Annotated in this window: 10 protein-coding genes; 5 read left to right on the top strand and 5 right to left on the bottom strand. The window is 33.0% G+C overall.

Annotated features, from left to right (window positions below):
• Nucleotides 1-519 precede the first annotated feature (519 nt).
• The gene (locus SLH52_RS13260; RefSeq protein WP_214482290.1) at nt 520-693 is read right to left on the bottom strand and encodes a hypothetical protein; all 174 of its coding nucleotides are present in this window, start codon (nt 691-693) and stop codon (nt 520-522) included.
• 516 nt (nt 694-1,209) lie between these two features.
• Between SLH52_RS13260 and SLH52_RS13265 the strand changes: the two genes are divergently transcribed.
• Complete coding sequence (locus tag SLH52_RS13265; RefSeq protein ID WP_320209755.1) at nt 1,210-2,901, top strand: phage head spike fiber domain-containing protein; 1,692 nt, start codon at nt 1,210-1,212, stop codon at nt 2,899-2,901.
• A gap of 450 nt (nt 2,902-3,351) precedes the next feature.
• Nucleotides 3,352-4,140, top strand: coding sequence for a GNAT family N-acetyltransferase (locus SLH52_RS13270; protein ID WP_320209756.1), 789 nt, complete (start codon nt 3,352-3,354; stop codon nt 4,138-4,140).
• Nucleotides 4,141-4,268: 128 nt separating this feature from the next.
• Here the strand turns inward: SLH52_RS13270 and SLH52_RS13275 are convergent, their stop codons facing one another.
• From SLH52_RS13275 to SLH52_RS13285, 3 genes are all read right to left on the bottom strand, one after another.
• On the bottom strand, nt 4,269-4,712 hold the full coding sequence (locus SLH52_RS13275) for a YtoQ family protein (RefSeq protein WP_320209757.1): 444 nt from the start codon (nt 4,710-4,712) through the stop codon (nt 4,269-4,271).
• A gap of 370 nt (nt 4,713-5,082) precedes the next feature.
• Entirely contained in the window at nt 5,083-5,523 is a 441-nt protein-coding gene (locus SLH52_RS13280) for an SRPBCC family protein (RefSeq protein ID WP_320209758.1), read from the bottom strand.
• Nucleotides 5,524-6,298: 775 nt separating this feature from the next.
• The gene (locus SLH52_RS13285) at nt 6,299-6,937 is read right to left on the bottom strand and encodes a pyridoxamine 5'-phosphate oxidase family protein (RefSeq protein WP_320209759.1); all 639 of its coding nucleotides are present in this window, start codon (nt 6,935-6,937) and stop codon (nt 6,299-6,301) included.
• A 287-nt stretch (nt 6,938-7,224) separates the two neighbouring features.
• Here SLH52_RS13285 and SLH52_RS13290 point away from each other — a divergent pair, with 287 nt between their 5' ends.
• The 3 genes from SLH52_RS13290 to SLH52_RS13300 all read left to right on the top strand — a co-directional run bounded on the left by SLH52_RS13290 (nt 7,225) and on the right by SLH52_RS13300 (nt 10,946).
• Nucleotides 7,225-8,658 (top strand): alanine/glycine:cation symporter family protein, encoded by a 1,434-nt coding sequence (locus SLH52_RS13290; protein ID WP_320209760.1) that lies wholly within the window; start codon nt 7,225-7,227, stop codon nt 8,656-8,658.
• 684 nt (nt 8,659-9,342) lie between these two features.
• Nucleotides 9,343-10,281, top strand: coding sequence for a S8 family peptidase (locus tag SLH52_RS13295; RefSeq protein WP_320209761.1), 939 nt, complete (start codon nt 9,343-9,345; stop codon nt 10,279-10,281).
• A gap of 446 nt (nt 10,282-10,727) precedes the next feature.
• Entirely contained in the window at nt 10,728-10,946 is a 219-nt protein-coding gene (locus SLH52_RS13300; protein ID WP_320209762.1) for a DUF1272 domain-containing protein, read from the top strand.
• A 91-nt stretch (nt 10,947-11,037) separates the two neighbouring features.
• Here the strand turns inward: SLH52_RS13300 and SLH52_RS13305 are convergent, their stop codons facing one another.
• Nucleotides 11,038-11,769, bottom strand: a complete 732-nt coding sequence (locus tag SLH52_RS13305) for a WecB/TagA/CpsF family glycosyltransferase (protein WP_320209763.1) — start codon at nt 11,767-11,769, stop codon at nt 11,038-11,040.
• Between the last annotated feature and the right edge of the window lie 370 nt (nt 11,770-12,139).

The raw sequence follows: 12,139 nt of genomic DNA on the forward strand, positions 1-12,139 counted from the left end.
TTAGCGTGTTAATATGTATTTACACACTACTTATTCCTCTTTGGAGGGTGACGAAAAGTAAACAGCTTTTCGTCACCTTTTTTTTTACTTTTTGCTTGTTTGACATTAATTGTTCCATTTCATAATAAGAAGCTATACAGTATAAAAATCATAACATCCACATTAGTTACTTCAATGAAAGTAAAAAAGAATCAAAGTTTATAAAAGGCTGTTTGGCAGATATTGTTGCTTTTCGTACTAAAATATTAGCACTTTTACATCTAATGTTTGGGGCATCTTAGCTATTTTTATAATTTGGGGGATTCGGAAATCCTTAGCATATTGATCATTTATAAGATAAATATCAATAAAGTTTATAAAAAGATCTTTCTTTTAAACCAGCCTTCTATGAAATATTTTATATAACAGTTTAATAGAAATACGAACGAAAGAACTAGCCAACTTGACTAGCCACTATCTAATGCTTAAGGTAAATATAATGTACTTAATATTGTTGTTATTTAACATACTATTGCAAAGTTATTCGGTGTTTCTAACCAAAATATATCCAATGACTGCAATAGGACCTAACGTGAGTGCTACTAATGACCATAAACAGCCTAGATTTTGCCCTCTCTTATAAGATGCATCTACTAGAACAAACAATGAACCTAATATCCAAACAACAGCAAGCATGACATAAGTCACCGACATCTTTCCGCTCCTTATCCTCTTAAGAATTAGTTAATAATAGCAATTACTTCTTATATTTGAATGTTATTGTTACCAAATACTCTGTTCATATACTTCTATTACTACTGTTATGTTATGAGAGTAGTTAGTCTACAATTTATTCGTCTACAACGATATACTAAAACAAATTCCAAAACTTAATGGGACAAAAGGTGAAAAATGTATATACAAAATGAGATTAACCTTTACAAAGAGGGAAGTAAAAAAGGCAATGGTAGAACTATTAATATATTTATTAAAATATTCGAAATATTAAGTAATTTAAAGAAAACAGTAATCTAACTTAAGGTTACAGTGGATAAATACAGATTTCAGAATTTTCCATATATATAAACATAATGGTAGGATTTAATTAATTCTCGAGAATTATTGTTATTTATCAAAATATAATAGAAATTAGCGAATTAAGATGATTGATGCTTCACTTCATCTCAATTTCTTTACAGATTTACTAAACTATCAAAAGGGTGATTTTTAATGAAAAAGCTATTAACTATTCTTTTCTTATCAATGCTCATTTGTTTGTCATTTTTTGGTCAAAAGAATATAGTAGTAGAAGCCAATGAAAACACAGGTAGTTTTTCGCTGTTAACTTATAATGTAGCTGGGTTATGGGACCCTGTATCATCTTCTAACCCCGCAGATAATACTGAGAAAATCAGTCCTAAATTAAATAATTATGATGTTGTATTAGTTCAAGAGGATTTTAATTATCATAGTGATTTGATTTCAGCAGTCGAACATGAATATATGTCTTCACATTCAGGGATTATGGGATTTGGAGATGGTTTAAATCGAATGTCAATATACCCATTTACTAAATTTAAACGTGAAGATTGGAATGACTGTCATGGGGTGTTTGGGGACGGTTCTGATTGTTTAACGCCTAAAGGATTTTCATTTGCTAGGCATGAAGTTACAGAAGGCGTATTTATAGACATATATAATGTTCATGCAGATGCTGGTGGTAGTAATGATGATTATACTGTCAGGAAGAAAAATTTTCAGCAATTATTTTCAAAAATTGAACAATGGTCAGAAGATCATGCTGTCATTGTCACGGGTGACTTTAACAGCCATTGGAAAGATACAGATGGAGTAAGGCAATTTGTTGATGCTAATTTTTCAGATGCTTGGGCGGAAATAAAAAATAATGGTGAAATACCTGATATTGGTGAATCCGGTGGGCGTATTGATAAAATTTTGTTTAGAAGCAGTGACGGTCTTACACTTAACGTAACTGATTATGATGTTCCTCATGATGACTTTTTAGATAGCAACGGGAAAGGTCTATCAGATCATAAGCCTGTGTCTGCTATGTTTGAATACAGTGTAAATAATTTATGGGAACAGCCTCTAAATACATTTAGTCCTCATGCATGGAATAAAGGAAATAATACATCGTTTGAATTCGATGAAAACGTGAAATATCTGAATGGTGACCGTGTTGCAAAACTTATTGCAAAGGAAGAGAATGGTTATGTAAATAACACAATTCAGCTTAATCCAAACAACCGCACGTATACTTTTAGCGTTTGGCTAATGTCTGAACAAGACCAACAAGTGAGTGTGCGCTTGAGAAGTCAGGGTAATTTAAATGGAGGTAACGGAAATAATGATAGGATTCAAACTGTAAACCTTAAAGCTAATGAATGGCAACGTGTTGAAGTTAGCCAAGCTTTTGATATAGAAGCAGAATGGTTAAGAGCAACTATCTATCCTGCGGGTTACCAAACAGGTGAAACAGGTACTATCTACATGTGGGGAAGCCAAGTGTTAGACACGACTAACAGTGTTGTAGAGCACGGCATTGATAATGGAGAGGCAATGTTAAAACTGACAGCCGTAAGTAATGGCGGGTATGTTAACAATACAATTAATTTAAATCCAAACGGCCATACATACACTTATAGTATGCTCGTGAAAAGTGATGTGGAACAAGCGTTAAGTATTCGTTTGAGAGCTAAAGGTTATAGTGGCAATAATGGAAATAATGATCAAGTCAAAACGGTAAATGTGGCACCAGGTCAATGGCAGCGGGTAACTATCACTCAAACATTTGATGATGATGCTGAATGGCTAAGAGCAACCATATATCCTGCAGGCTTTCAAACAGGTCAAGCTGGTTCAATTTATGTAAAAGATGTAGTGGTGACTGAAGGAAACTGAATAACAATGTGAAGAAACTGTTGTGAAGTTACAACAGTTTTTTTTCGTTAAAAAACGATCAAAATTCAAAAGAATATTGATTGTGATTAAAATGTATATACTGTTTAGAATCAGTTTTACTTCATAACTAGCGAATTTGACGAAAATCCTTTATCGAGATCAGAAAAAACAATAGTTTTATAGTGGTTGGTATCCTAGTAGCCCTTGTAAACATGGTCTTTATATTCATAATGGTGGATTGTTAGCTCTTAATTTTGTTGGTGGTTTGTAGCTATTAAATATACCGTTTAAGAAGGACATTAACGAATACGATAGTTAGTCATTATTTTATGGTATAGAGACTAAAATTTTATTAAACTGTCAAAACTGTCAACTAGTTCTTTCTTTCGAAATGTGACATACTATCCATAAAACCTTTTGAAATTCATAGTAGTCAAATGGAGGAAAATGATGTTAGAACAATTACACGAGAATCAGTATGAAATAGTCGAGCATTTCTTTCAAGGTCATAAACAATATATTCCCGCACTTTCTGTTATCTACGGAAATTACCCTGGTAAGATATTCGTTGATTCAGTTCTCCAACCGAATTTTGCGATTGTTTGGGCGCTTGGACGATGGCTTTATTGTGAGGGGCACATTCCTAATAATCATACTTATGGAAGCATAATTGATTCATTATGGCAGTTTCTTAAAATAGAGGAAAAAAACATTTTTGAAATTTATAAAAGTGAAGATCAAGAGTGGGAGAAAGAGTTTAGCGCAAATTTATCTAATCTCGCTGTGAAAAAGCATTGGGAATCTCTTTATACATTAAATATTGATAAGTTTAGAGAACTTGATACGACGCAAATAGAATCGCAGGTTGATTGTCAAATAGACCAATTTCCTATTGTAACATCAAGCTATAAAGAAGAGGAATGTGAATTAATGAATGAGACACGTTTTGGGTCAAAAATAGTAAAGAATAATAAAATCATTGCTATATGTAAAAATAATGGTTTCGTTCATAATGATTCATATTTTATAAGTGTTGAAACTTTTGATAAAAACGAGCAAGGAAAAGGTTATGCGACTGTTGCAGGGGCCAAATTAATTGAGTATGGATTGGCAAGAAATTTTATTCCGTTATGGGAAACTACTCACGATAATATTGCGTCACATAAATTAGCAACTAAGTTAGGATTTGAAAGGAACTGTTCATATCCGGTATACGCTTTTCTCCATAATAGTAATTGAAAAGGTTGATAACAACATTACTTGGATATACCAAAGGAAATAGACCCTTTCGAACTTTGGGTCTATTTCAACATCAGCCTTTTGTTATTGTACAAACTCATGGTGTAGAAATACGCTTAAAACTCATTCTATGATTCAAAAACATAAGAAAGTGCTTTTAGAGCTTCATTAACAGTTTCAACAGTTACATTCGCTTTATTAGATAGCTCTTTTAAAGGGTGGTGCAATGATGCAGGGCGTATAAGAATAAGTGGTTTATGTAAAGTGATTGCCGCACTTGCATCCATTGCTGTATTCCATTGTCTATATTTTTCTCCAAATAATGCAATGACAATGTCAGCTTTATTCATTAATACTTGGGTTCTGAAATTGTTAAAATCAGAGGCAGCATCGTCTTTGAAAATCGCATTTGGCTGTTCACCTAAAATGTCTTCTCCTATATTGTCAGAGCGGTCATGATTCTCCATAGGGCCAACAAATGTTAATGGAAGCTGTAAAGCTTTTGCTTTTTCCTTAATTTCATCTCTCCAATTACTATGAATTTCTCCTGCAAGATAAACAGTTAACTCCATATTAATACCTCCGATAATCATTTTAATTTTTATAAGGGCTTTTTCGTAAACTTTGTTGCTATCGTTTCTAAACTAGAAAATAAAGATGTCATTTTACGTAAAAGTTATCGTATAACAGAAGAAAAAATGCCACGAGTACTAGTTATACGTGTTTAGTACGAAAAACAACAATCTTTGGCAAACCAGCTTTTATAAAAGGATATTAATTCACAGCATATTGCATGTAATCACTGTAATAATTTAGTGTGCTACAATTGTTATTGTGATGTAAATAGGCTATTTTTCATAATGGTTTTACTGCGCATTAAAAAGGCGTGGCAGTTTTTCCATTATAAAGCTCCATTAAAGTGTTTTGCTTGTATTGGTTTTTTTAAGAATTAGCTTCAAGAGCATCTTTTAATTTCGTTAAATGTTGACTGTCTTCTTGTTTTAAAATTTTTATAAAAAAAGGACGTATAAGTCGCATTTTTAAGCCTTTCGTGTTAACTTCACAAGAAAAGTCAATTCTAGTACCACCTTCAGCTTCTGAGAAATCATAATGATAGATCGTTTCAAGACCTTGCAAGGCACTTCTAGCAGAGTAAGATTTATTCTTTGAAAAAGATACGTATTCTATGATGGCCTCTGCTTTTTTTCCTCTAATTTCTCGAACTTCCTTAAACTTAGTATGCTGACCGATTGGTCCATCAGTCATTTTTGTTACTTCAACTACATTTGCTATTATTTTAGGTGAGTTTGCCATATTAGATGCGTAATCAAAAGTTTCTTCAATGGATTTACTCACTACAATTTGATCTGTAAATGCAATCAACAACGCTTCCTCCTATACAAGTATTTGCTTTTTTACACATTGATTGGTGTTTTTCATACAAACCTCAATTAGCTGTAAATATACAAAAAAGCCTACAAATTTGTCTCATCTTTTAAAAGTAATTCCAATTCATTATGAATGTTATGCTCAACATATATACCATAGTAACCCATAAAAATTATGCCACGCAACAAATAGCTTGTTTAATTCTAATATATCACAATTCCAGTAGCAGCAATTGTTTGAAGTGAACAAATAGAAAATTCAGAATGATAATAATCAATAAAGCGTAAGGAATCATAAGTAATATAGAAGTTGATATTCAATCGGGTGAGGGAATATAAATTTGTAGCATAACATATGAACAGCTAATCAAGGCTATTACTAGTCGCATAATCATGATGAATAGTATGTGCTTCCTTTATAGCTGTAGGGCATTGCTTTGGTATCTTTCAATACAATCAAGAGGGTAAGATCTAATAATGGTAGAAAGTGAAATAAATGTGCTACTAGAAGAAATGCTAGAACAGTTATGGCAAAATAAATTAAAGAACATGTTAGGGTCTATTGCTAGATAGTTACGAACCTGGAACAGAAGAGCTGCTAAATAAAAATTATTGCTTTTTCAGAAACAAGATTAATATATGACTACGTAAAGAGACAGTGAAGAAACGGTTTACGTTATTCAACATAGTGAGTGAGCATTGTATTCACCAAAACTCACTCACGGTAATAGGCGTTTTAAGTTTTAGTTTTATGTATGTATTAACTAGGGTTAATATAATCGTTTCGCATAAGCTTCATCAAGGTTACTTTGTAAATCATCAACTGCATCTTTTGGTAGTTTTAAATGACCTGCAAGTATTCTAGCTGCTGATGGTAATGCATCTTTCGTAGGGTAAGATTGATGGTCCCATATTTTCGAACGTATCATAGCTTTAGCACAATGTATGTACAGCTCCTCAACCTCAACACCAATACCTAAACTTGGTATTACACCATTCACTTCCATTTTTTCTAGCAAAACTTGATCTTTAATAATTACAGCTTTACCATTCACACGAAGAGTTTCTCCTAAACCAGGAATGATAAAGAGAAGACCAATTTGATTGTTTGAAAGAATGTTACGTAATGAATCTATTTTCCTATTTCCTCTACGCTCAGGAATAAGTAGTGTTTTATTATCAATAACTTGAACGAATCCAGCACCGTCACCACGGGGAGACACGTCACAGGAGCCATCAGCGTTTGCTGTTCCTATTAATACAAATGGGGATAGTGATATGAACTTTTTACAACTTTCATCAACAAAAGAAATGACTTTATCATTAATCATTTGTTTAGGTTCCCCAATGATTGTACGTAATTCCTCTTCAGTTGTAATAGTATCTTTGAAATTTTTTAATATTGTCATAATACAAACACCTTCCTTTGTAATCTAATCTTACTATATTAAAAATAATTGTAAAACTAGGGAATATTGTTTTGTTTAATAGAGTTGGAGCTTCTTTATACAATGCTTATACACAATTTATATAGGAGTTTACTTAAGAAAGTACCGTAAAAATTATAAAAATATGAAATCACTTTAATAAATATAATTTTTTGATATATTAAAAAAATTATTGCAATATTCTATTTTGTTGTTTATAATTTAGTACATAACAGCGGAGAAGTGATGCATCAAGAGGAGGAAAGTAAGTGGGACAGTTATTCAATACCATTGTTACCGAACTAAATAATTATCTTTGGTCTTATATTTTAATAGGTTTATTAATCGGTTTAGGTGTATATTTTTCTTTTAGAACGAAGTTTGTACAATTTAGACTTTTAGGTGAAATGTTTAGGCTGTTGACAGATAAAGCTACGGTCTCAGCAGACGGTAAAAAAGGGATTTCATCCTTTCAATCATTTTGTATCGGCGCGGCAACAAGAATTGGAACGGGTAACTTAGCCGGTGTGGCTATTGCAATAGGACTTGGGGGCCCTGGTGCAGTTTTTTGGATGTGGATCGTTGCTTTAGTTGGTGGTGCAACAAGCTTTATAGAAAGTACGTTAGCACAAATATACAAAGTTAAGGATAAAAATGGATTCAGAGGCGGGCCTGCTTATTATATTGAAAAAGCTTTAAATGCACGTTGGTTAGGTATTATCTTTGCGATATTCATTACGATTAGCTTTGGGTTAATTTTTAACTCAGTACAGTCAAATACGATTTCAGTTGCATTTGAATCAGCCTTTGGCACAAGTCGTCTCGTAATGGGATTAATCATAACTGGGGTATCGGCACTCGTAATATTTGGTGGCATAAACCGCATAGCAAAAGTGTCTCAAGTTGTTGTACCAGTTATGGCGGTATTCTATCTTCTCATCGGACTATTTATTATTGTGACAAACTTCCAAGCAATACCTGGAGTATTTAGTTTAATTATATCTAGTGCATTCGGCTTCAATGAAGCTTTAGGTGGGTCAGTTGGTGCAGCTATTTCTTATGGGGTTAAACGTGGCTTATTCTCTAATGAAGCTGGAATGGGTAGTGCTCCTAATGCAGCAGCAACAGCTACAGTCTCTCACCCTGCAAAACAAGGCCTTATTCAAACACTAGGTGTTTTCGTTGACACATTATTCGTATGTAGTGCAACAGCATTTATTATTTTATTATCAAATGAATATCAAACAGGAACATTTGAGGGAATCAACTTACTGCAAGCATCATTAGTTTCGCATGTTGGTCCTTGGGCAAGCGTATTTATTGCAATTTCAATTTTCTTATTTGCATTTAGTTCAATTATCGGTAGTTATTACTATGGTGAAACGAACATTGAGTTTATTAAGAAAGATAATACAGTTTTATTCTTATATCGCATTGCAGCGTTAGGAATGGTATTATTCGGCTCGTTAGCAAGTGTACAAATCGTTTGGGATTTAGCAGATTTATCAATGGCATTAATGGCAATAACCAATTTAATTGCCATCGCATTTCTAGGCAAAATTGCTTTCAAAACATTGGATGATTATGTCTCTCAACTCAAAGTCGGTAAAAACCCAGTATTCCACGTATCAAACGTAGATGGTTTGCAGAATGTTGAGTGTTGGGGAGAAGAAGAGAAAATTGACAACAAAAAAGCTGTGTGATAATTAGGTTAAGCGCAACATTGCAGCTGAGACAGGATTTAATTCTGTCTCTTTTTTGTGTATAGTTATCTTTTATACAATTTGTTGTTAGTTATTTAATGAGAACAGTCAACATGCTTCATTTAAATCATTTTTAGTGAGCTACTAAATAGCCGTTATTTGTTATACGCAGAAAACCTACTCCATGTAAACTTCTTTCTCTGTATGTGGTAGTTTCATTAGCCAAATTTAATGAATCAACTTTAAGGCTTTACACAGCTTATTTATCTGTGAAAATAGTATTGTGCAAACCCTACAGATGAAGTTATTTAATAGCAAATAATAGGTAAATATGGTATATTGTTAAGTGTATACAACTTATGATTTATAAGAATAATCCTCGGTTTAATTATCTGAAAATTCTATAAATACAAAATCCAAGCTATGATTAAAATCCATTCATTCTATTTCATCTCAATATTAGGCCCTACATTTATACGCATTGATAGTTGTTTTTCATCCTATTAAATCAACAAGAATACAACTTGAGTATCGTGGCATCTTTTTCTTCTATAAAATGATGAGTATTATAGAAGACTTCTTTTTACAGTCGTAATTTTGTATTAATAACAACTAGCTCATTTTACGAAAAGAACCATAATTAAAAAGCAGGCCAAGTGCTATTATCGATAGGAGGTACTTTCAATGAGTCAAATTCGACTAATACCGTATAAGGTTGACCAAATTGTTGACAAAACAACCGAAATACCACAGGGAGTAGCATTAATAGAGGCACCAAGTATGTGGGAAAAGGGATATATGGGAAATAGTGTTGTTGTTGCTGTACTTGACACGGGATGTGATATTGAACACCCTGATTTAAAAGATAGAATAATAGATGGAAGGAATTTCACTAACGACTATGGTGGAGATGTATTAAATTTTGATGATAACCAATATCATGGTACGCATGTAGCTGGTACAATAGCGGCCACGTTAAACAATAATGGCGTTGTTGGTGTTGCACCAGAAGTAAAACTATTGATTTTAAAAGTATTATCCAAAGATGGATCAGGTAGCTATAAGGGTTTAATTGATGCATTGGAATATGCAATAAATTGGCGTGGACCTGATGGTGAAAAAGTTCGTGTTATATCCATGTCTCTAGGAGGGCCAGAAAATGTACCTAGCCTACATACTGCGATCAAAAATGCAGTCAATAACGATATTTTAGTCGTATGTGCTGCGGGGAACGAGGGGGATGGAAACGTAAATACAATAGAAAGGAGCTACCCAGGTTATTATGATGAAGTCGTGTCGGTCGGAGCTGTCGACTTTGACAAAAGACTAGCTGATTTTACGAATACACATGAGGAAATTGATTTAGTAGCACCAGGAGTAAAGGTTTTGTCAACATACCCAAATAATAAATATGCAAGGCTGTCTGGGACATCCATGGCTACACCACATGTTTCTGGTGCAGCAGCCTTGTTGTTAAATGAGAAAGAAAAAGAGTTAGGTAGAAAAATATGTGAACACGAGTTATATGATATTTTAATTGAGCATACTCAACCAATTGGCTATAGCAGACATGCTGAAGGGAATGGGCTTCTTTATTTAGGAAACAAACAACTGGCTGAATAAGAAAATTTGTTTTCTAACGCAGAACTTCCTAAAATGAAACTACAAGGTAGAGAGGCTGTAAAAACAACTAATATTTCCTCCAATGTTGGGACTATTAGTAGAGCATTCGGTGTTGCAGAAATCATCAAACCTAACTGTAGCTAAATGATTAATAACGTGACCTAATTATGCGATTCTGAAAAGTAGTTTATGTTTATCAAAAAGTAAAACGATTCAAAAATTAAAGTGAAAACAGCATTTATTATATCAATTTGCTGATTTTAACATTCGGTTTTTTCAAGTAGAGCCTTTATCAAGTTCGTTTGATTGAAATTATATGTAGAATGAAATATGTGACTTTCACCTTAAAAGATATAAGTTCGTATGCATATTTTTTGTATGAGAAGGAACATGCAATGTAAAACAGCAATTATGAATGAAAAATGTAAAAGAGAGGATGAAGCAAGGTGGGTTTAAAAATGAAAAAAGATTGCCAGCGGTGTGATATTTCCTTAACAAGGGATGCTGATGCATATATTTGCTCGTATGAATGTACATTTTGTCCTCAATGTAGTGCTGAAGTCAAAAATGTTTGTCCGAACTGTGGAGGTGAACTCGTCAGGAGACCGAAAAGAGATGGGAAATTAAGAACTGTTATGAATGTGTTGAACAACTCAAATCGCTGAAGGTCACTTGAAGGTAGCAAAAAAGGAAAATACCTTATATTTCAGTAAAAAATTCTTATAAAAGGAAGGAAAATTTGCTAACAATATTATGTTAGCTTTGTTGATATTTCCTTTTGAGCACTCGCATCATAAATTTCGGAATGGCAATCATTCTTTTTAACCTAGATGGCTCTTTAATTAACCGATATAGCCATTCTAAATTAGTATCTCTCCATATTTTAGGCGCTCTTTTGACGACACCAGCCCATACATTAAAACTTCCCCCGAGCCCGATAAATACCCCTTTATTAAAGTTGTGTATGCTTTTTGCAATCCAATCTTCCTGTTTTGGAAATCCTAGTCCTACTAACACAATATCGGGTTCAGTTTCTTTAATTTGAGAGATAATAGTCTCATCGTTATCATCAAAATAACCGTGGTGATATCCAACGACATCTACATGAGGATATTGTTGTTGAATGCTTTTCACAGTTAGGCCAATAACGTCAGGTTTTGCACCTAAAAGATATATTTTATAACGATGGTTGTTTGCGATAATTAAGAGCTGTTCCATAAAATCTATGCCCGTTAATTTTTCTTTGAGAGGTTTACCTAAGATTTTGGAAGCAATTACAATGCCCGCTCCATCTGGGATAATGTATGTAGCTTTTTTTAGGGTTAAATCGTATGATGGATTTGATTTTGCATATGTAATAATTTCAGGATTCGCTGTAACGATAAAGGTTTTTTGAGAAACTTGCATTCTATTGTGAACTTCTTTTATGAAGTTTTCCATTCGGTTATTAACAAATTCATATCCCATAACCTCATCAAAGTTAAGCATATTTAATATCCTCCGATATATTCACACGAAATAAATACCCCATAATTGTATTCCTTAATACTGGTAAGATATAAATTTCGAAGGGAATTTGTAAAATATAGATACACTAGAATGTTATTTTCGCATAAATTCGAGAAAAAATATAGTGTAATTGGAATGAAAGTCATTTTTTTGCTTTCATCGAAATATTTGGAATTGAGTGAAGCTATTGATTTCTTAACATTTTTGAACGAATTATATGTTTGTATAGTTCAGGGTTAATCGGATAAATATACTAGTATTATGAGTATTATATATTTATGAAATACGATTAATTCAGCAGAAAATAATTAATATATACTGCAACCTTTGGTAAAATAGATGTCATAAT

The sequence above is a fragment of the Cytobacillus sp. IB215665 genome, assembly GCF_033963835.1.
Classification (GTDB): Bacteria; Bacillota; Bacilli; order Bacillales; family SM2101; genus Nanhaiella.